This window comes from Rhodopirellula sp. JB055 (genome assembly GCF_043100905.1).
Classification (GTDB): domain Bacteria; phylum Planctomycetota; class Planctomycetia; order Pirellulales; family Pirellulaceae; genus Rhodopirellula.
Map to the genome: position 1 here is coordinate 1 of NZ_JBICHO010000421.1, position 22,117 is coordinate 22,117.

A 22,117-nucleotide genomic window follows, 5' to 3' on the forward strand; every position below is an offset into this window, starting at 1 on the left:
CGGCTATTCCTAGAACTGCTAGCAGACGAAGACTCGATTGAGTCCGTCGGCATGTCGATGGCGATGGGGAATGCCGTCTCCGGAATCGCGTGGCAACAGGAAGAAAACGTGGTGTCTTCCAACGCTGTGGCTTACGACCTGAATGCAGCCGACAAACGTTCGTTGCAACGACTTGGCGTGGCCCTCAGCAATCGAGACTTCATGCCTGTCAAAGCGGAATCGTTCAACACACAAATCAATTTCGCTGCGGGTTCGCCGGAAGCGGCTAGCACCGGCAACGACTTCATCACCGAAGTTCTGGTCATAGTTCGCTGATCAACGATTCCTAAATCAATTCGTTGATGACGTGTCCATGAACGTCGGTGAGCCGGCGATCAATTCCATCGTGGCGGAACGTCAAACGTTTATGATCGATTCCCAATTGGTGCAGGATCGTCGCATGGATGTCGTAGACTTGCGTGGGGTTCAAACGGTCCAGCGGTTTGTATCCCCATTGGTCTGATTCGCCGTGGGTGACGCCGCCGCGAATGCCACCTCCACACATCCAATTGGTGAACACATACGGATTGTGGTCCCGCCCCTTGCTCCCTTGGGTGCTGGGCATTCGCCCAAACTCGGTGGTCCAAAGCACAATCGTGTCTTCCAGCATCCCGGTTCGTTTCAGGTCTTTCAGCAAGGCGGCGGTTCCCACGGCCATCCCGCTTGCCAATGGTCCGTGATCACGCTCGATGTCCTCGTGCGAATCCCAGTTGCGTCGAGGGAAACCATTGTCGTTTCCAGACCAGATTTGAACGAAACGAACTCCCCGTTCGAGCAACCGGCGGGCGATCAAACACTTGCGACCAAAGTACTCTGCCTCTTCGACTGGATTGATCTTGTCAGGGTACGTCGCTCCCATTCGATCCAGTCCGTACATCTTCATCGTCTCCGCAGTTTCGCCGGAGATGTCCAAGGCTTCGGGTGCACTCAACTGCATCGTCGCCGCCAATTCATAGGACCTGATCCGAGCCTCCAAACGCGAATCGCCAGGGTGCTGCTTCAAATGACGACGGTTCATCCGTTCAAGAACCGCCAACCCGTCACGGTCACCTGCAGCGGTTACAAAATCGGACCGAGCCGTCAGATCCTCAATCGGATTTTCGCGTTGTGGAAAGATCGTGGTTCCCTGCGCACTGGCGGGCAGGAACGCGGAACCCCAGTTCTTGGGTCCGTTGCTGGCAAAGCCGCGGTGATCAGGCAACACAACAAAGGTCGGCAGGTTCTCGTTGATCGACCCCAAACCATGACTGACCCAAGCTCCCATCCCAGGAAATCCAGGGCGTTGAAAACCAGTTGCTTGCAGGTAAGTCGCCTGCGAATGGACGCCAGTCTTGCCGACCATATTGTGAACGAAGGCCATGTCGTCCACGCAATCGCCCAGAGGAGCCACGACCTCGCTCAGTTGCTTGCCCGAGTTGCCATACGGTGCAAACTTGAAAGGCGATTTCATCCATGGTCCCAAACCGTTTTGGAACGCTTCGACCGGTTCGCCAAAATCCGATTGCTGACCGTGAAGCTTTTCCAGCAATGGCTTGTGATCCCACAGATCCATTTGGCTGGCGCCGCCGGCCATGAACAACTGCACCACGCGTTTTGCTTTGGGTGGATGATGCAGCACTTCCACCGCTTTTCCGCTGGCCGATTGAGCTTCGCTTTGCAGCATGGCCGCCATCGCCAACGCACCAAAGTTGGTGCCTGCCTGACGGAGGAATTCTCGTCGACTTTGCATGGGTACGTTCAATCCACAAACACGAATTCAGTCAGGTTGAAAAGAATCCGACACAGATTCTGCAAACCATGGACCTCGGCATAAGCCACCAAATCGTCGCGTTCAGTGGGACTCGGGACGCGTTGGCAAAGCAACTGCATCGCACGATCGACTCGCTCCGGCAGATTGTCTCGATCCGATTCCAGACGCTTTGCAAACGCATCTGCCATCACCAAATTGAACTGATTGTTCATCAACGAAAGCGCCTGCAACGACGTCAGTGTTTCGTTGCGACGCGGAGTACTCTGCGACGAGTCAGCACAATCCAGCGTCGTCAAAAATGGATTGGGTTGCGACCGAGCGATGAACCGATAGATGGTGCGGCGATGGGATCGTTTGTCGCTCGGGTCAAACTTGTGATATTCAAAGTGAGGTGAATGCTCGGTCTTTGACAAAGCAAACAGATAGAACCCCGGGCCACCCATGGTTGTGTCCAGCGATCCGCTGACCGAAAGAATGGAATCGCGAATTTCTTCTGCCGAAAGTCGACGCCGATTGGATCGCCACAAAAATTGGTTGCCGCCGTCGATCACAGAATTCGCGGGATTGTCTGCCGAGGTCTGCTGATACGTGTTGCTCGTCACGATCATCCGGTGCAACGCCTTCATCGATTGACCCCCGTCGCGAAACTCGACGGCCAACCAATCGAGTAATTCAGGATGGGTTGGTTCAGCACCCATGCGACCAAAGTCATTGGGCGTCGCGACGATTCCCTGACCAAAGTGATATTGCCAGATGCGATTCACGATCGAACGCCAAACTAAGGGATGCTCACGATCGGTCAACCAAGTCGCCAACTTCGCTCGACGCTCCGCTTCATTCAGGCTCGAATCAAACTGCCAGTTCGATTCGCTCGACAAAGGAATCACACCGGGCACCGCAGGATCACCGGGAAGCGAAACCTCCCCGCGATGAAGCACGAACACCTCTCTGGGTTTGCCTTCGGTTGGTTTGAAATTTCCTTGACTCGCAAAATGGGTCGCCGCTGCATAAACCGCTTGTTGCGGTGGCAGCGATGCCAACTGAGTCTCAGCCTCGGCGATCGCTTGCTCCGCTTCACGGCGTCGAGCCAAAAGTTCGGGAGTCGTCACGGCGGCAAGGATGGCATCCCGCTTCCGGGCCGCTTCGGCAATCTGGCGGGTGACCTCGGAATCGCCGACTCGCGGCCATTTGCCATCCGTCAAATTCTGACGACGCCAACGACTGGGGGCTTCGATCGAATCAAGTGAATTGACCGCTGCCCCGATCGCAACATTCCGGCCTTCCGAAACGACTTGCAGTTCCGCAAGTGCCAAAATGAAATCCGATTTGCGTTCCGCGAGCCGAGTGGCTGTGACACGAATACGACGAACCGGTTGACCGTCCAGCACAAACTCGACTGGCTTCAATCCTGGATTGGAAAAGTCTTCGTCGCGGGTGTCGTGAACGAGGGTGCGGTTCCCAGCGTCATCAAACGCCTCCACCTCGAACCGCTTGGGAAATCCAAACCCAGCACCGATCTGGTTGAAGTCATCTTCGCAAGCATGCAGCACGATTCGCGATGCCAGCACTTCCAACTTCAACTTCACTTCAACCCATTTTTCCGAATCCGCCGTCGCAACGATCTCGCTGTGGTAACCGTGCTCGTCCACCTTGATCGGTTTCAAGCTTTCATTCAGCCGGTTGATCCGGGCTGTCACTTCGCTCAACTCGGCGCCCCCTGCCGCTGCAATCGCATCTGCAACGCTCTTCTGCAGTGCTTTGGCATTTGCCAATTGATGATGCAATCGCTCGCGTTGCTGAGCCACCTTCGGGTCCGAATCAAACATGCGATCGGCGCGATCAACGGCGGCAAACACCGCTTGCATGCCGTAGTATTGCGGCTGCGTGATCGGATCAAATTTGTGATTGTGGCAACGTGCACACTGAACCGTCATGCTGCAGAACGTGTTGAACGCACCTGAGACCATGTCGTCACGATCCAGGTTGCGAGCCACTTTGCCGTCCAACTTGGATTCAGGCACTTCCACATGGCCGATGAAGTCCCATGGACCGGCGGCGATGAAACCCAACCCAAGCGCGCCGTCGGCAGTTCCTGGATACAACACATCTCCCGCGATCTGTTCCTGAACAAACCTCGCATACGGTTTGTCTTCATTGAATGAACGAATCACGTAGTCACGGTAAGGCCAAGCGTTGGGACGCAGTTTGTCTTTGTCGTAACCATTGGAATCGGCGTACTTGGCAACGTCCAACCAATGCCGCGCCCATCGTTCTCCGTAGTGCTTCGATTCCAGCAACCGGTCCACCAGTTTTTCATAAGCTTTCTCTTCGGAATCGGGATCGCTCACGTAACGGGCGACTTCCGCTGGCGTGGGCGGCAATCCGATCAGATCGTAAGTCAGACGACGGATCAGCGTCCGGCGATCAGCCCGTGGAGAATGGGTGAGCCCCTTTTCGTTCAAACTCCGGAGCACAAATTGGTCAATTGGCGACCGCGCCCAAGGATCGTTCAACTCCGGAACGGAAGGCCGCGAGATCGGCTGAAAAGACCACCAATCAAAGTTGTCGACCAAGGCTTCTTTTACCACGAAGCCATCCGGCCAAATGGCACCCTGATCGATCCAATCTGCAATCGCGTCGATCTCGGCGGCGGTCAATGGGTCCGCGTCCTTTGGCATCTCCGCTTTGCCGGCATCGGGTGAAATCAAATCCAACAAATGACTCGCAGTGGAATCACCCGGTTCGACGAACCCGTCAGCTAAAAACGACGCGGAATCTCGCACCGAGAAACCTCCCTTGGCCGTTTCGCCCGCGTGACATGACAAGCACCTCCGGGCCAGCAGTGGAGCGATTTGCTGTTCAAATCGCTCATTCGCCTCCCCGGCCTCGGCCCGCACCATGGATAGGACGCCCATGCTGCCAATCAATAGCAGCGTCCACCAAGTCGCATGTCGATTCGCTTTCAGCAACAACAATCTCTTGGCGCTCGTTTGGGAGAAGACGAAGGAAGGCGATGGATGTCGATCATCACGCCAATCGTTCCATTTTACGCGTCCATCACGACGCGAACAATTTTGCGATGGGTTGGCCTTGATCGGTCAACGGGACGGGCCGGTCACCGGCGTAGAGATTCTTGCTGTAGTCGATTCCGAGCGCCGCACAAATCGTGGCAAAGAAATCGGGAACGCCAACCGGATCGGAAACAATCTTCTTGGCAAGTTCGTCCGTTTCACCATACGCACCACAGTGAGACAAGCCGCCGCCTGCGAGCACGCAACTGAAGGCGGAACCTTGGTGACCGCGACCTCCACCGCTATCGAATTCCGGCGGACGACCAAATTCCGACGTGATCACGATCAACGTTTTATCAAGCAGCTTCTTTTCTTCGAGGTCAATGATCAGACTCGAAACGGCCGTGTCCATTTCTTGGATCAGTTTGTGTTGATTGACGATGCCACTGTTGTGAACATCCCAGCCGGATCCGTTCAAGAAATTCAGGTTGTGGCTGACTTCAATGAACCGCACGCCACTCTCGACCAATCGCCGACTCAACAAGCAACGTTGACCGAACTCGCCACCGTAGCGGTTCCGCAGATCATCGGGTTCGCCATCGAGTTGAAACACGCGTGTGAAATCCGGCCCACTCAATTTCATGCTCTGTTCCATCGCCGACTCGTAGTCCAAGAACTTCGAGATTTTGCTCTGACCTCGACTGCTTTTCAACGTAGCCAAGAACTGTTCGCGACGCGTTTGCCGGTCATTGGAAATTCCATCGGGACGTGACAAGCCAGCGGGAGCACGTCCGGTTTCAGTCAAATACAAATAACCATGTTTTGAACCCAAGAACCCAGGACCACGGGTCACATTGGGATATCCGATCAACACATAAGGAGGTGCGTCTTCGTTGACCGCACCGCGTTCATGTGCGACCAAGGCCCCCAGGGAAGGATACGTCACCGTGCCGCTGATCGCGCGACCGGTGTGCATCCGGTTGGTTGCCGCGGCGTGTTCATCAATGACGTCGTGGTTCACGGTCCGGACGGCCGTCACCCGGTCCATCAACCTGGCTGTTTTGGAAAGGTGCTCACAAACCTGAACCCCGTTCACCGCCGTGTCCATCACATCGTAGTAACCGCCCGGTTTTTTCGTTTTTGGATCTCCCTTGGCCTTGGGATCGAACGTATCGATTTGGCCCATGCCACCTCCGAGCCAGATCGAAATGACATGTTCGGCTTGGCCTTTCAATCGTTCCGTTGTCTCATGATTCGCGGTCGCAATCCGAGGCAGACTGGCGGCACCGGCGGCCACCGCGCTGCTGGCGAGAAACTGACGTCGACTGGGGGCGTTCATGGTTCATCCTGGGGAAGGATTGGTGGGGAGTTTTTTCTACTCGAGAGACCCGACACGTTACGTTCTGTCGATTGAGTGTTGACATGAAAATCATAACCCGACGCGTGAGCGAGGGACCAAATCGAATTCCTCACTCATCCGCCGGGGCACCCAATCAACAGGCCGCTACGGGTTGCGTTCTGTCATCAAGGAATCCAGACGAATTGACGATCGTTCACCAGACTCCAAACAATATCTTCATAGACTTCCCGCCATTGCGGATGAAGTCTTGGATCAGGAGCTGGTCCACGCATGATTCGAGCTTGCCATTCCTGTTGAATTTCGTTCGCTTCGGGAACCAAGTGGTTTGTCCAAGTGGACACCGGCAACGGCTGATCCACCGGCGGTTGCTTCACTTCGTCCGCTGGCAATTCGCGAGCGTCAAACCGATCCGACAAGGCGGGCAACAGGTCCGACTTTTCCTGTGCATTCGGATAGCGCGCCAAGAACCGCAGAAACAACGAATCCAACAACGCGTCGGGCGAGTTCGCGTCCAGCGCCAACTGCGCCAGTTCACTCTGATGGGCGGCTCTGGTCAGAGTCATCGACAACGTGCCGTTGGCCAGAATACCGGGCTGCAGCAAATTGGGATCCGTGTCGCGAACAGCGATCGGTTGCTGCCGCGTCCCGGTCCATCCAAACGCTTCCAAAACATCCGCAATCGGCTGAGCGCGTGGCAATGCGAGACTCGGTCGATCACGTTCGTTGTTCAATCCCGCGAACATCCAGGCGCGGCGAGGGAATCCAAGCGACAACCGTCGCGACATCGGTTCGGCACCGTCATGAGTGAACGTCAACTCGCCGGTGTCCATTTCACTGCCGGTGGCCGTGAACATCGAATCAACGACCTGCTCAGCAGTCAATCGTCGCGGATCGGGAGCATTGAAGAATCGTTGCTCCGCCGAGGCCAATTGGTTCTGACCGATCGCTTCCCGCTGATAGGTTTCCGAGGTCATGATCAACTTCAAGACATGACGCAGGTCATAGTCATTGGCAACCAATTCATTCGCCAGCCATTCCAACATTTCAGGATGGCTGGGCGTTTTGCCTTCCCAGTCATGGACCGGCTGAACGATCCCGGCTCCCATCAAGCGGTTCCAAAGATGGTTCACCACCACTTGTGAGAAACGATGGTTCTGAGGTGAAGTCACAAGCGCCGCCAAACGTTCGCGTGAGTCCTTCGGATTGCGAACCAAGGCATCGACGTGCGGTCCATCTTCGACGCCGGTGAACGACGCAAATGGCCATTTCGGTTGAACCTGTTGCCCCGGTTTCAAAGTCACCTGAATCAAAGATTCGCGGCCAATGTTTTCGAAGAACGCGTCCGGGACGCGGCTCGTCTTGGGCGGCGTGAGCTGTTTCCGACTCAGCATCGCGGCGAGCGAATACAGATCTTCCTGCGACGTGCTGTGATACGGTGAATCATGACAGCGCGCACACTGCAGTTCGATGCCGAGAAACGCGGACGCCACAATGTGACCTTTGGCCGCCATCGGTGAATCGTTCTCGCCCGCCAACCCAAATCCTGCACTGCCTCCTTCGCCCGCGCTACCTCGCATCAAAATCAACTCGGTCACCATTTGATCGAGCGGCTTGCCATCTCGAAGTGACTCATACAAGAACCAACGAAACGGTCCGGTCGAGTTGAGTGATTGGTTCAGCAGCGTGGGGTTCTCGGCCAGCAAATCCAACCACAAACTCACCCAGTGATCCGCGTATCGCTCGTCGTGCAAGAGCTGATCGATCAAAGCGGTTCGTTTCTCGAGATCATCACAATCCAGAAATTCGCGAGCTTCCGCTTCGGTCGGAACGGTTCCGATCGTGTCGAGATAGACCCGTCGCAAGAACGCTGCGTCGTCACAGACAGCAGCCTCCGCGATCGCTTCGGAGGGGATCGGAGGGCTGGGCCAAACGGCACCGTCTTGAATCCATTTTTCTAGCGTCGCGATTTCTTTGTCAGACAAACCATTCTCGGTGGGGGGCATGTCTCCGGCATGAATTCGCACCATCATTTCGCTTGCGTCCGGTTCGCCGGGCACGACCGCGGCCATCTCTGAATCGCCCATCGAAAGTGCGTGTTCTCGAGAGTTTAAACGCAAACCGCCCTGTGCCTTTTCGCCATGACAACGGAAACATTGCTCACGCAGGATCGGCAAAACCTCCTGATGAAAATGTTCGGTCGTCGCCTCATCGTTCTGCGCGGCTTGGTCGAGAGCCCGAGCGATTTTGTCAGCGACAAATTGGTCCACTGGATGCCCGTCGGCGTCCTCACGTGACGGCAGTTTGTCTTGGACCGCCTCTTTCGCAATCTGGTGTCGTTTTTCCCAGAACGCTACTTGCGACTTGGCCGCTTCGCGACGTGCGGCGTCTTCGAAAGCGACCAAGGCTGTTTCGAATTTGCGAAGTTCTGATTCGACCGCTTCATCGGTGAGTGGCAAAGGAGACGACGCATCGGGTTTCAGCACATACAGCGGCCCTTCCCCGGCGGGCTGGATCGCGGCACAAACCTCACCCGATTCCGTTCGATCGCCGTTGCCACCGACGAGCAGTTCCAAGACGATTCGAACGCGTTTGTTGGCGGCATCCGAATCCGATTTGATTTCGAATTCCGTGAACGCTTCCTGTTGCGGGAATGGCAACAACCGGGCTCCCGGCACCAACGGATCGGGGATCGGCACGATGGGTTCCAAGTTTCCACCGCGACTGCGAACGGTTTTCGTCCGAGCGACCAATTCACCGTCGATCCACAACCGACCAAGCGAGCGATCACGCATCAGGAAACGGTGCTTGCCCGTCGGCAATTCCACATCGCCTGCGATGCGCAGCAACATCGGTGCGTTCCAGCTTGATCGGATTCCCCAGTCATCATATCGAACCGGAATTCGAGACAGGAAGAATGAATCACCCAACCAACGAGTCGTCTCGGCTGGCGGTATTTCACTCTCGTACAACCAGCGATTTGCCGCCGGCATGTTTTCACTGATTTGAAACAACACGCGGCCCTCCGGAATCTTCCCAACGTCGGGCATGACGGCATCGGCCAATTGCACAACGCGTTTCTTTCCCACGCGGCTGAACCGAGCAGCCAACGTTTGGTCATCCAGGATGGTGCGATGGATTGCGACAGCATCCAACATGCCCACGAAACGTTCACCGATGCGGACTTCGTCATCATCCACCACGGGAGTCTCTTTGGTTGGTCCGCCCATGTCCCACGTGCCATCGGTCGGCTTGCCATTGACCCAGCCGCGAATCGTTTCTGGTTTGCCGAATTCATAAGTGACCGCGATGTGGTGCCAGCCAGTGGAAACTGGAAAACCAGCTTTCGATGTCCAACGATGCCAATGCTGACCATTGCCCGTGAGCTTGGTCGCAAACAGAAAGTTAACGCGTGCTTCGCCGTCCTTGCCCATGATTCGAAACGCCCAGTTCTGGTTGTCTCGAGCGAACTTCGGCGAACCCGTGCGTCCTTTTCCGATCACATACTGTGGCTGGCCGTCGCGAATGTTGCTTGGGTTCACCCAGGCTTCCAACGTGATTGCGTCACCATTTTGGAAATCAAACCGACTTTCCGATCCGGGGTCGGCCACTGACAAATACGAACTGGCGTCCATTTTGATCGCCGTGTTCGCGGCCACCATCTCGGGGAATTCCGGAGGACGCGGGCCGGCTTGGTCACGCAGGATGTTGCCGCGTGATGACAGCGGCGCGGTCGCTTCGGTACCGAAATCCCAGCGAGTGACGGCGCTCGTATCTGGGTCGGCGAGAGCAAGCGACGGGCTCATCGCGATCAATACGATCGCTGTCAAAATGTGGGGATGAAGAGATTTCATGCTGCCACGATCTCCTTGTACACACGACCCTCATTCTGATCGATCCGTTCGGGACGTCCCTTGTGCATATAAACCAGCTTCTTATGGTCCAAACCCATCAGATACAGGATGGTGGAATGAATGTCGTGAACATGCAGGCGATCCTCCACAGCATGCAGCCCCAAGGAATCCGTCGTCCCGTAGGCTTGACCACCCTGGACTCCGCCACCGGCCATCCACATCGTGAACCCGGTTGGGTTGTGGTCGCGACCGTCTCCCTTTTCACTCATCGGGGTTCGACCAAATTCACCTCCCCACACGACCAGCGTTTCTTCCAGCAACCCGCGTTGCTTCAGATCTTGCAGCAATCCCGCAACGGGCAAATCCATGCCACCACACATCCTGGTGTGGTTCCCTTCCATGTCTGAGTGGGCATCCCATTTGCTGCCCGCTCCGTGATAACACTGCACGAATCGAACACCTCGTTCGACGAGTCGGCGAGCCATCAACAGATTGCGTCCATACGCTTCGGTTCGCTTGTCATCCATGCCGTACATTTTCTGCGTGGCAGCGGATTCTTGCGATAAATCGACGGCCTCGGGAGCATGTGCCTGCATCTTGAATGCGAGTTCAAAACTGCGGATACGGGCGTCGAGATCCGTGTTGTCCTGGCGAGTCTCTGCGTGCTGTCGATTCAGTTGCATCAGGAAGTCGAGTTCCTTCCGCTGCAATCCCGTCATCACATGCTATGGCGTAACCAAGTTCGAAAAGGGAGGCCCTTCACGCTGCATCGTGGTTCCTTGATAAACAGCCGGCATGAATCCGGCTCCCCAGTTTCGAGCCCCGTTGATGACACGTCCCTTGCCTTCTTGCATGACGACAAAGGCGGGCAGGTTTTCATTTTCAGTGCCCAGCCCATAGGTCACCCAACTGCCCAGCGACGGACGTCCGGCGAACTGAGTGCCAGTGTTCATCTGACAGATGCCGCCGGAGTGATTGATCCCGTTGGTCCAACACGATCGAATCACGGCCAATTCGTCGGCCATTTTCGCGGTGTGAGGCAACCAATCGGAAATCCACAGCCCGCCCTCGCCGTGTTGTTTCCATTTTCGCTGCGTCGGCAAAATCGGCGAATCAAATTCACCCATCGCTGTGATCACACGACCAAAGCTTTCAGGGATCGGTTGGCCTGCGAGCTTTTCCAGGTCTGGTTTGGGATCGAAGGTATCCAGGTGGCTCGGCCCGCCATCCATGAATAGGAAGATGACGCTCTTCGCTTTCCCGGCATGATGAGTCAACTTGGCTGACAAAGGTGATGCCGCTGACTGTTCAGACGCCCTGGCCTCGGCGTTTTGCAACATCCCCGCCAATGCCAACGCGCCGAATCCGCCGCCACCCTTCAAGAGCATTTCACGACGAGACACAAGCTCACGGCTCTCTTGATCAATCGACATAAATCACCTCGTTGGAGCAAAGGAGTGCGTGCATCAAGGCGATGCGGGCCAGCATCGCAGGAGAAGCGGTGGTCATTTCTCGATCCGATACCACGGCATGATGCTGTTGCCCCGATTGATCCTGACCCAAATTTTCCATGTCTGACAATGCGACATCAAACAGCAATGCCGATCGATCTCGCGGTTCGGCGAACAAGTCGTCTTGGCTCAATGCTCTTTGATGCAAACGAACGTTTTGAACCAGCCCATCCCAAAGATGATTCTTGGAACGACCACCAATTTCGATCGCCCGCTTCGTCTGCACCTTCCAACGTGCTTTGTGAGCGACGTGCGCCACCTCGGGTTTCGAATCCGGTTTCGACAAATCCTTCAAGTAGAACGTGATGCCTTCCTGCGATGGATCATCCAGATCAATGGAAACAGCGATGTAATAAGGCTTGTTCAATTCCAATCGCAAATTCGACGCGATGACTTCGTATTCCGGTTTGCTGTCCTTGTCACTGCGCGAACCGATCAATTGCAAAATCAAATTGCGAGGCTTGTAGCTACTCTTCGTCGACGTCACGCCGAGCGACCAACCGCGTTGAGAATTGTTGCCTGACCAACCTGCGACAATCGTTCGAACCGAAGCGTTGGGGTACAGCGAGTCCAACATCACGGTGGCTTCGATCGTCAAATCACCACTGGCGTTTGGATCGAGTAACTCGTCAATCGGGGACACTTGAATCGACATGGGTTCCTTCGCATCGAGTTTCAGCGCCAATCCGCCACTTGGCATTTCCGCAAGCAGACTCGGTGGTTCAGGGATTTCCACGTCGCCTTCGTAAGAATCCACGAACGCAGATGCCATTTCGATTTCTTCCCGAGACGGTTCGCGAAAATAGAGCCGTCGGTAGGCTTCTTCGACCAGCGAATCCAGGCTCATCGAACCAGCGTCTTTCAAGAGATTTCGCGAACGATCCTGCAACCATGGGTTGTTCATCATCAGCAATGACTGCGGCGACGTCGTTGTCCGGTGACGCCGGCCTTGACTCTCGACACGGTCCGGAAAGTCAAACACAGCCAACAAAGGATCCAACTTGTTGCGTTTGACGTTCTTATAAATCGCTCGTTTGCCTGGCCCCATCTCACCGCTGGCCACCATCAGGCAATCATGAATTTCCTCGCCCGAAAGTCGCCGCGGGTTTTGCCGCCAAAGCAAGACATTCTGCGGGTCGAGCGTGGCGAGTTGCTCGTCCATTGGACGTTCAGCAGACTGACGATACGTCGCCGACGTCAGAATCAATCGATGCAGTTTTTTCAAGCTCCAACCGTCTTCCATGAAACGGCGGGCCAACCAATCGAGCAGCTTTGGATGCGATGGAGGCGTGCCGAGATGCCCAAAGTCACTGGTGTTTTCCACCAGGCCACGCCCGAAGTGTTGTTGCCAAACGCGATTGACCATCACGCGGGCTGTCACCGGATTGTCTTCGCAAGCGATCCAGTTCGCCAACGCCGTTCGTCTGCCCGTCGACTGCAACGCTTCGTGTGGCGGTTGAATCTCTGGCAGACGGTCCTCCAGAACGATTGGGTACGCAGGGTCAATGGGCGCGTCCTCGTTCGTATCAGGAATGAACGTCGGCGGAGCCTCCGGTCCGACGTCGCTCGCAACGAACTTCATCGTTGGCAGCGGCTCCGGTTTCAGGTCATCGAATTCCGCCAACTGTTTCAGTAACGCTTGACGCTCGGCTTCCTGTTCCTCCTCCAATGACTTGGGTAGCTCATCTGGCTTCAACACCAATTGCCGCATCATCAACGAGACAATCTGGTACTCGTAAGGAGTGATCTGGTCCCGTCGACTCGCTGCGAGAGATTGCAGTTCTTTGGTGAACATTTTGAACCCCTGCCCTCCCGCTTTTTTGAGGAGCACGAGTCGTTCGATCTCATGCAAACGCTCGCGAATGTCCGCGGTTGCTTCTTCCCAGATTCTTTGCTGTTCAAAATGCTTGGCGCGAGTTTCCACATCACCAATCGGTTGATCTTCGCGAGGCAGCAATGGAGTGAAAAACGCACGAAGCGCGAAGTAGTCCTGCTGCAACAAAGGATCAAACTTGTGATCGTGGCAGCGAGCACATTTCAAACCCTGTGCCAGGAACACATCCGCCGTCGTTTCGGTGACGTCGTTCAGAATTTGTGCCCACTGACCTTCGACATCGCGTTGGTTGTATTCGTAGATCCAATGTCGCAAGAACATCGTGCCGATCAGAGCGTCTTTGTTCCCCGGATCGATTTCATCACCCGCAAGCTGCTCGATCACAAACCGATCGTAAGGTTTGTCTTCATTGAACGAACGCACCACATAGTCGCGGTAGTGGTGAGCTTCTGGACGAGAATGGTCCGCGTTGTAGCCATCCGAATCAGCGTAGCGAACCAGGTCCAACCAATACCTCGCTTGATTCTCACCATAAGAAGATCCGTCCAGCAATTGATCGACAAGGGTTTCGTACCACCCCTCTTCGCTCTTCAACAGCCATGCCGTTTCCTCATCAGGAGGCAAGCCAGTGAGTGCAAAGTGGAGGCGTCGAGCAAGCTTTTTCGGTTCCGCTTCTGACGCTGGTGAAATGTTCTCTTCGTTCAAACGTTGAAAGACAAAGTGATCGATTTCATTGCGGCACCAACCATTGTCATCGACCTCGGGAACCTCTGGATCACCCACCGGTTGATAGCACCACCAGTCGCGATCGTTGTCGTCGATCGTTGAGATTTTCTCCAGCTTCAAACCGTTCGGCCAATCCGCCCCAGCAGAAATCCAGGCGGCGATACCATCGACGTTGGGTTCATCACGCTGACCGCTGGGCGGCATCTCAAACGACTCGTAACGCAGAGCCTCCAGCAACAGGCTTTCCTCCGGTTTCCCCGGTACGATCGCGGGCCCTGAATCACCGCCTTGGAGCAATCCTTCCAAGGTGGTCAAGTTCAGACCGCCCTCTTGTTTGGTGTCATCATGACACGTGATGCAATTCGCCAGCAGCATCGGCCGAAGGTTCTGTTCGAACTGGTCTCGCTTCGCAACCGACGGTGCCTTGGCGGCAACAGGGATTCCACCTAGCAACAAGATCACTGTGCAAAGAAAGTTTGGCCGACACGCAATCACCAGCAAACACAGTGGGTTCCCTGTCAATCGAGGATGGCGTGCTCCGGGAAATTGCATTTTCATTTTTCCTCTGGTAGGCCAGCGATGAAGACGGGGTCCACATGGTGAACATCGTCGAGAGCATCCTGAATGAAGAGCCCCTGAATGGTCTCGCCACTTGCGTATCCCAAGTCAGACAGATCGATTCCAACGGCCAGACCACGAAATTTATTGCTTTGATTCTGCCGAGTGATCTTAAGCGAATTGAATTCCTCCAATGACTTTGCTGGTTCCGCAAAGAAGTGGACATAGAAATTCGTCAACACTTTCGCTTCGGGAGATTCCATGGTCAGGTCGAACTTTCGAATGGTGTAGGACTTCAATCCATCGCGAAACTTCAGTGGACTGATGTGAAATGCATCGCCATCCAACGGGTTTCCAAACGTTTGAAGATCAAAGATCACCACATCCGCACCAGGTCCGTTCACAACGGGTTGCTCGAAACGAACCGCCATCCCCGGCGTCCCAGCGTCACCTTCTAAGATGGGATCCGTTGTCAAAGGATCAACACTCCCATCTGGATTGATCGCTCCCGTGACGAGGCTTTCATCGATCAATGAATCGACTCGGGGTTCAGAGAAGTCTGCCTGCCCACACAAATACGGACGAGGTTCGGTTGATTTGAACCAAGTCAACCGAGCGGGAATCAATGACTCCACGGGAATTCGATTCACTTTGCCGCCACGCTGGACCGTCACGCTGGTCAAATCTTCGGCCCCTCCGTCCACTGCGAACGTTGTCTCATAAGAAACGACGCGGTCAGGCAGTCGACTTCGATAAGAGGTTGCTCGGAACGGAACGCGCTTCGTCGCTACCAAACCCGCTGACACATACTTTTTGGCTTCCCCGCCCGCCAAACGTTCCAACAATTCGGTCGCGGGACGAGTGTCGGATTCAGTCGAAGCGTCCACTTGGTCCATGTCGTAAACATCCGCGGCGCCTTCGATCACCTGCACTTCCGTTTCACTCATTTCGCCAACGTTCACGGCAAACCGAGTCCCCCGATCCACCACACGGGTCACCGGCGTGTTGACATGAAAACCTTCGGCACCTTCGGGGACATGAACCGAACAACGACCAACACTCAGATCCAAGCTCTCATCGGATGAAACATGGAAGACCGCAGGCCCCTCCAGAATCGCCGAAGCGCCCGTCGGGAACCAAATTTCAATCAGACCGCTCATGAGGACGTACTCTCGATAGGTCGGCAGCACTGAATTGACCGGCGGAGCAAGTTCGCCAAAAAACTTTGCATGCGAACTGCTGGCAAGCCGCGCGTGACGCACGCCCACGGTCGTGACATGCGGATGTTTTCCGTCGACTGTGACAGGAGTTTGTCCCTTTGGTTGGAAGACAAACAACGAGCCCACGACGAGCAGCAGCGCAGCCACCACCACGGCAAGGTGAAAACCATGTGGGTGTCTTCGATGCGACCTGTCAACGGCAGGCTCCACGTTGGCACGATGAGCACCCACCTGGGACATCACCCGTGAAACGAACTCGTCCTGGCTGTCCGGCAACTGCGCCAGCGTCTCACGAACAAATGCATCCCGTCGCGGTGACGCGTCCGCGACCACCAAACCAAGCAACCGATGGGTTTGCAGCAAATCGGCGGCTCGCTTTACAAATCGTTCGTCGCTGGCGAGCAACTCATGCAGCTCTTCCAGTCCGTGTTCGTCCAACTCACCTTCAAGGTAGTCCGTCCACAAGTCAGCAAAACGTTCGTTGTTGTTCACGACGAACCTCCATCGGTCGCGAGCCTTGCGTCCATGCACTCTTGCAGCTTCCCCCGGATCTTCCAGAGTTGTTTTTTAATCGCAGGCACGGACCGTCCGCAGCGCGCAGCCATTTCCTGAAGCGGAATTTCTTCGTCATATCGCCATTTAATAAAGCGACAGAGGTGTTCCCCCAACGACTCCAAACACTGTTCCAAGTGTTCGATCTTCGTCGTCCAAAGCTCCGGAGATTCTTCGCTGCGTCGATCCAGTTCTCGCTGCAATAATTCCGGCCCGTAGCGAGCGTGATAGTCCGCGATTCGTCGCAATCGCGTCTTTTCCGTCATGAGTTGGTAGCGTGCGATGGTGAACAACCAGGCACCAAAATCGGTCCCCAGTTCAAACTCATCCAAGCGAGAAAACGCCGCCACAAAACTGCGTTGGGCGATCTCATCGGCGTCGATGCCCATCGGCACATGAGCTGCCAGCCAGGCTCGTAAGGGCCGTTCATGCCGGCGCAAAACGACCTCAAACTCAGACGTTTCGCCGCGTAAAACACGCCGCAAAGCCTCAGTCACTCGCCGATCGTCGGGGAAAGAGTTCATGGTCATCTCATGAAGAACATGGCAGCAGAGGGAACAAGGTTACCTGCAACTGCCATGTTTTCCAAAAAATGCGTGCTTCCTCCGAGATCGAAGGACCTCAGTTGCCGAGTTGGTCGGCCAACTCGTTGGCTTGATAGATCGAACGCAAGGCTTCGGGTATCGCGACGCCCGACACGCTGACCGCTCGGCTTTGTGCATCGGTGTAAAGATAGTCACTGGTCAGACTTTGAATGTTGCCATCAAAGATCAATCCCACCAACTCCCCGTCCCGATCGACCACCGGTGAACCACTGTTGCCACCAATGATGTCAGCGGTGCAAACAAAGTTGAGTTGGGTTTCCAAATCAATGTTGTCTTTGGCGGACATCCAAGATTCAGGAAGATCGAAATCTTCTTGTCCTTCATGTTCCGTTGCATGGGTGAAAGCACCTGCAAAGTTCGTGGTCGGTTTGATCGGTTCACCACGTTCTTCGTAACCGGACACAACGCCAAACGCCAAACGCAACGTGAACGTCGCATCGGGATAACCACCCGTACCTTCGATCGCAATCGTCGCCTGAGTGATCTCCGCGTAAGCCTGTTTTTCACGTTCGCTGAGTTGTTCGCTGATCTCATTGATCCGGCGATACTCGGGTGCAATCACTCGAGCCAAGCGGATCATGGGATCCGTCGACGCCAACACCGCGTCCAATCCGCCGTCAATCAATGCCTTTCGTGTGTCGACGTCTTTGATTTTCGTTCCGGTCACCAATTCGCTGGCGACCTGTTTGGGGGAACGCCCGGCCAAGACCTCTTGGACGATCGAGTCGGTCATGCCACGGCTTTCCAGCAACAGTGCGATCTCATCGGCCAATTTCACCATCTCCAAATCATCATAGATAGGCGCTGGCGAAAGGATCTGAGCCATCAAGGATTCCCGTCCCGAATCGGTGTATCCCGGCAATCGTTCTTCATTGGGTTTGCGGTCTTCTTCTGACAGGATCAGAATTCGAAGCGCGAGCTGGAAAAGCTCACTGCGAAGCGACACCGAACGGTCCAGCAATTCAGCTTTCTCGGTTTGCACTTCGGCAATTTCTTTCCATGCGTCCGCCAATCCGGAGTGCTCCGGTGATTGTGCAAGTTCGGCGAGCAGGCGATCTTGTCGACCTCGTTTGGACACAAACGTTTGCGGATCTTGAAGTCCCGCCAACATGCCCGAATAAGCCTTGCGAGCATTCTGAATCCCAAACAATTCGTCGCGTCCACGGCGAGCAGCTTCTTTTCCTTCCAATCGATATTGTTGAAGCAACACTTCTTTGCGGCGTAGCAAATCCAACACATGGGGCAAGCGTTTGTCCCTCAAGTACTCGAGAGCCTCGACGGTGAAGATCCGCTGAGTGCGAGCCGGGTTTCCACTGACAAAAACAAGATCCCCATCTTTGACAGGTTGATCCCTCCATTTCAAAAAGTGTTCGAGCTGGGCCGGTTTCCCGTCCTCATAAACTCGCATCAGTGTCGCGTCGAGGTTGTAACGCGGGTACTCAAAGTTATCCGCATCGCCACCAAAGAAGGCGGCTGCCGTTTCAGGTGCCCAGACCAATCGCACATCGGTGTATTTTTTGTAGCGATAAAGGTGATACTTGGCTCCACCAAACAGCGTCACCACGTCGCTCCGCAAACCAGTTTCATCGAGCGATTCTTTCTCGATCCTCGCAATCACAGCCCGGCGTTGTTTCGCGGCTTCTTCGGCATCGTCTGCTTCGGAGATCTGCTCATTGACTCGATCGGTCACGTCCTCAATCGAGATCAGTTGGTTGAGTTCCAAGTCAGGAGCCTTGAGTTCCTCGTCAAAATTTTTCGCGAGAAACCCATCGTCGATCAGATTGCGTTCCTTAGTACTGAGCTTCGCCAATGTTTCGCTGGCGACGTGATGGTTCGTCAGCACCAAACCATTGGAGGACACGAACGATCCAGAACCACCCGAATTGAATCGCACCGACGAGAGCTGCAAGTGTTTCAGCCATTCCTCGGAGGGTTCGAACTGATGTCGATCTCGGAGCAATTCGCGAGGAACATCGTTGAACAGATACATGCCTTCATCAGCATGCGAATTGCCGGACATTCCAGCTAACGCGAAAACCATGCAACTTCCCGACAAGAACCAACGGCGCACATGTGCAAACATGATCAAAAAACCAGAAACACGAGGGGACAAAATCCTGAGTCTCTAGTTCAGCCGTTGGGACGGTCGCATGCAACCGGTCGATGCCGATCGAGTGTTGCGTCAGAATCTCGATTCCGGGGTAGCGGAACTCGTCAAGCGTTTCGATTTGCACCGTGAATATGCACCGTGAATATGCGCAGCGAATTGGCGAAAGTCTTGACGGCTTCCGCTACAGCCGAAACCCTCATTCGCCGCTTTGCCGCAGCTTCACGCCGCGTCGGTCAGGTCACTGTGGCAAAGACTGCGATAGAACGAATTGCTCGCCAGCAATTGGTGGTGTGTTCCGACTTCTGCCACCTGGCCCATATCCAACACCGCGACACGGTCGGCCATCGCGAGCGTGCTGGCTCGGTGAGTGATCATGATTCCCGTGCGATTTTCCAGGAACGTTTCCAGGGCCCGGTGAATGAGTTGTTCACTCTCGATGTCGATCTGGCTGGTCGCTTCATCCAAGATCAAAATGTCGGGATCCCGCAGGAAGGCTCGTGCGAGTGCGATTCGTTGCATTTGCCCGCCGGACAATCGGACGCCGCCGGATCCGAGCATGGTTTGATAGCCATCGGGTGTTTTTCGGCGAATGAAGTCATCGGCAAACGCCAGCTTGGCCGCCCGGACCACATCGTGAGCGTCGGCGCTGGGACTGCCATAGCGGATGTTGTTTTCGATCGTGTCGTCAAACAACACCGTGCGTTGATTCACCAGCGCGATGCGGCGACGCAAATCGCGGGTGGGCAATCGATTGATCGCAACATCATCGAAGCAGACTTCGCCCTCGTGCGGGTCGTCGAACCGACAAAGCAAGTTGATCAGCGTGCTCTTCCCACAACCGTTGGGACCAATCATCGCGATCGTTTCGCCATGCTGAATCGTCAGGTCAATGCCTCGCAACACCATCGGTCCCGAGGGGTATTGGAAGTGCACGCCTTTGAACTGGATCGATGTGTGAGGACGATCCAGGTGAACCGGTTGGTTGGGCTCAGTGACCCGAATCGGTTCGTCGATGATTTCATAAACACGATTGGATGCGGCAATGCCACGCTGCAGCGACGTCCACACATCAGACAATTTGCGGGCAGGATCCGAAGCACCGATCAACAAACCGAAGAACAACAGAACCTGACCCACGTCGAGCGGTCGAGCGCTCATGCGATTGCCCAGCTGGTGAGTTTTTTGGTTGATGACCATGTAGCCGCCCGCCAAAATTGCGAGCCCGACCATCGTCAGACCGAGCAATTCACTGCTGCTGCGAGCCAGCGTGTTGTAAAACGCCACCTTCATTGAGCGACGAAAGTAAGCCTGGACTCGGATCCGAAAACGGGCTCGTTCATAAGCCTGCGTGTTGAATGATTTGACCACGTGAATCCCACCAAAGGCGTCGTTGAGCATCCCATAAAGACTGCTCATCTCTTCCATCGCTCGGCGGCTAGCGCGGCGAATCGCTCGGCTGAGGTGTTGCATCACGAACGCCATCAAGGGCGACACGATCATCACCAACAGCAACAAACGCCAACAAACCGTGGCGGCTCCAAACAAACACACCGCCATCTTCAGCGGTTCACGAATCAGCCGCCCAAGCAACGTGCTGACACCGACCGCGATGTGAGCAACATCGTTGGTCAAACGACTGGTCAGGTTGGCGGAGCCGTTTTGGCCGAAGTGATCAAGATCCAGGTGCAAAGATTTGCGAAAGTACTTTTCTCTCAGTTCCATCACCGTGCCTTCGGCGACATACTGAACCAGCATCAGGTTGATCGTCAACGCGACCAATTTGATTGCCGTTCCACCGACCAACATCGCCACGATGAAAACCAACGTCGGGAAGGCACCTCGAGGAGCCGATTGGTCGATCCATGGCTGGGCCCACAACAACCAATCCGCCGTTTTCGCGGAAGCGGTCTGGGCGAGCTCTGCTGAAGAGATTTCGAACGTGGTGGTTCGGATACGTTGTTGCAGCGAAGCCTTGGCGTCGACATCGGTCGCTGCTTTTTCCTGTTTTTGCAGCTCCGCTAATTCTGATTCCAATTGAGCGATTTGCAGGCGTTGTTCTTCTGCCTCAATTCGCGAATCGGCCAATCGTTCGTCAACGTATGACGGCAGATCGTCGCCTTTGAAAACGACTTCCACCATCGGATACAGCGTGCCAATGTTTGCGCCCCACAAAGCTGCAATCACCAACGACGACAACAAAATCCCCAACAAGGATATGCGACGTCGCAGCGACAACTGCAAGACTCGGCGAAAACTCTTCATGGAAGCAAATCAAGCGAGCGGGGAATGAGGGTCGGCGTTGCACATGACTACCTAGGCCACATGGCGACGGAGGGCATTGGCAACGATGAGCACCGTCAGTGAAGAACATCAGCAACGAAGAGCACATGGCCACCAAAATCGCTTGTACCAAGACGCTCGTTTTGCTCGCCAGGGTGAATTCGCGTCTTGTGACTGGGTGATCGACTTTGGTAGCGAATTCCTAAACAGGCTGTTGATTCAATACGCTTCACCGATTTCGCCATCTCATGCTGAACACACCGATTCGCCGTTTCTTCGGTGGGAATTTGTCTCCCCGCAAGCATTCACCTGGTGATCAGAGAACCACGCTGAGATTGACTGGTTTGAAATCCATGCTGCTTGCGGGGTCGCTCGTATCGACTGCAGTTTCGGCCTGGGGGCAGTTGCCTTCGCCGGTTCAATTGCCACTTCAAAACGGCGAAACCATCGTGTCATCCGAGACTTACGTCGATGGAGTGCCGCAAAACTCGGAGCTGGCCGACTATTGGGCGGGGCCTTCCGGGTTCCATGCACCGGCACAGGTTCCTCACGTGATCATCCAGGCTCCCACACCACCCAAAGTCGCTCGCAGACACAGCCGCGTTCCCAATCAGCATACTGGACACGCGCCCCAGGCCTACCAGCAACATGGCGCCGCACCCAGCTCCGGTTCGCTGCATCCGCATTTGCGTCATGCTCACCAAAAAGCC

Annotated in this window: 9 protein-coding genes and 3 pseudogenes; 2 read left to right on the forward strand and 10 right to left on the reverse strand. The window is 55.1% G+C overall.

The features are described 5' to 3' along the window. Window positions 1-315 (forward strand): annotated as a pseudogene (locus ACF8AM_RS16500) (hypothetical protein); the annotation flags it as partial. Between the two features lie 10 nt (window positions 316-325). Here ACF8AM_RS16500 and ACF8AM_RS16505 read toward each other — a convergent pair. From ACF8AM_RS16505 to ACF8AM_RS16550, 10 genes and pseudogenes are all read right to left on the reverse strand, one after another. Further along, entirely contained in the window at window positions 326-1,768 is a 1,443-nt protein-coding gene (locus ACF8AM_RS16505; protein WP_392556692.1) for a DUF1501 domain-containing protein, read from the reverse strand. Window positions 1,769-1,776: 8 nt separating this feature from the next. Further along, complete coding sequence (locus ACF8AM_RS16510; protein ID WP_392556693.1) at window positions 1,777-4,764, reverse strand: DUF1553 domain-containing protein; 2,988 nt, start codon at window positions 4,762-4,764, stop codon at window positions 1,777-1,779. A gap of 82 nt (window positions 4,765-4,846) precedes the next feature. Then, a complete protein-coding gene (locus tag ACF8AM_RS16515) occupies window positions 4,847-6,139 on the reverse strand; it encodes a DUF1501 domain-containing protein (protein WP_392556694.1) in 1,293 nt (430 codons plus the stop codon). A gap of 185 nt (window positions 6,140-6,324) precedes the next feature. After that, window positions 6,325-10,011, reverse strand: a complete 3,687-nt coding sequence (locus ACF8AM_RS16520; protein WP_392556695.1) for a DUF1553 domain-containing protein — start codon at window positions 10,009-10,011, stop codon at window positions 6,325-6,327. Further along, a pseudogene (locus ACF8AM_RS16525) lies at window positions 10,008-11,399 on the reverse strand (DUF1501 domain-containing protein). The gene ACF8AM_RS16520 and the pseudogene ACF8AM_RS16525 overlap by 4 nt, the downstream one beginning before the upstream one ends. Before the next feature lie 34 nt (window positions 11,400-11,433). After that, window positions 11,434-14,634: a DUF1553 domain-containing protein gene (locus tag ACF8AM_RS16530; protein WP_392556696.1), complete on the reverse strand. Its 3,201-nt coding sequence runs from the start codon at window positions 14,632-14,634 to the stop codon at window positions 11,434-11,436. A gap of 2 nt (window positions 14,635-14,636) precedes the next feature. Continuing rightward, the gene (locus ACF8AM_RS16535; RefSeq protein WP_392556697.1) at window positions 14,637-16,352 is read right to left on the reverse strand and encodes a FecR domain-containing protein; all 1,716 of its coding nucleotides are present in this window, start codon (window positions 16,350-16,352) and stop codon (window positions 14,637-14,639) included. After that, window positions 16,349-16,936, reverse strand: coding sequence for a sigma-70 family RNA polymerase sigma factor (locus ACF8AM_RS16540; RefSeq protein WP_392556698.1), 588 nt, complete (start codon window positions 16,934-16,936; stop codon window positions 16,349-16,351). Before ACF8AM_RS16540 ends, ACF8AM_RS16535 begins: the two co-directional genes overlap by 4 nt. Before the next feature lie 97 nt (window positions 16,937-17,033). After that, entirely contained in the window at window positions 17,034-19,058 is a 2,025-nt protein-coding gene (locus ACF8AM_RS16545) for a S46 family peptidase (protein ID WP_392556699.1), read from the reverse strand. Between the two features lie 288 nt (window positions 19,059-19,346). Beyond that, entirely contained in the window at window positions 19,347-21,389 is a 2,043-nt protein-coding gene (locus ACF8AM_RS16550) for an ABC transporter ATP-binding protein (RefSeq protein ID WP_392556700.1), read from the reverse strand. A gap of 266 nt (window positions 21,390-21,655) precedes the next feature. Between ACF8AM_RS16550 and ACF8AM_RS16555 the strand changes: the two are divergent. Further along, window positions 21,656-22,117, forward strand: a pseudogene (locus ACF8AM_RS16555) (hypothetical protein); the annotation flags it as partial.

Excerpts from the sequence above, each read along its gene's own strand:
- ACF8AM_RS16505 (WP_392556692.1), bottom strand. The coding sequence starts at position 1,768 with ATGCAAAGTCGACGAGAATTCCTCCGTCAGGCAGGCACCAACTTTGGT.
- ACF8AM_RS16530 (WP_392556696.1), bottom strand. The coding sequence starts at position 14,634 with ATGCAATTTCCCGGAGCACGCCATCCTCGATTGACAGGGAACCCACTG.
- ACF8AM_RS16515 (WP_392556694.1), bottom strand. The coding sequence starts at position 6,139 with ATGAACGCCCCCAGTCGACGTCAGTTTCTCGCCAGCAGCGCGGTGGCC.
- ACF8AM_RS16550 (WP_392556700.1), bottom strand. The coding sequence starts at position 21,389 with ATGAAGAGTTTTCGCCGAGTCTTGCAGTTGTCGCTGCGACGTCGCATA.
- ACF8AM_RS16520 (WP_392556695.1), bottom strand. The coding sequence starts at position 10,011 with ATGAAATCTCTTCATCCCCACATTTTGACAGCGATCGTATTGATCGCG.
- ACF8AM_RS16545 (WP_392556699.1), bottom strand. The coding sequence starts at position 19,058 with ATGGTTTTCGCGTTAGCTGGAATGTCCGGCAATTCGCATGCTGATGAA.
- ACF8AM_RS16540 (WP_392556698.1), bottom strand. The coding sequence starts at position 16,936 with ATGAACTCTTTCCCCGACGATCGGCGAGTGACTGAGGCTTTGCGGCGT.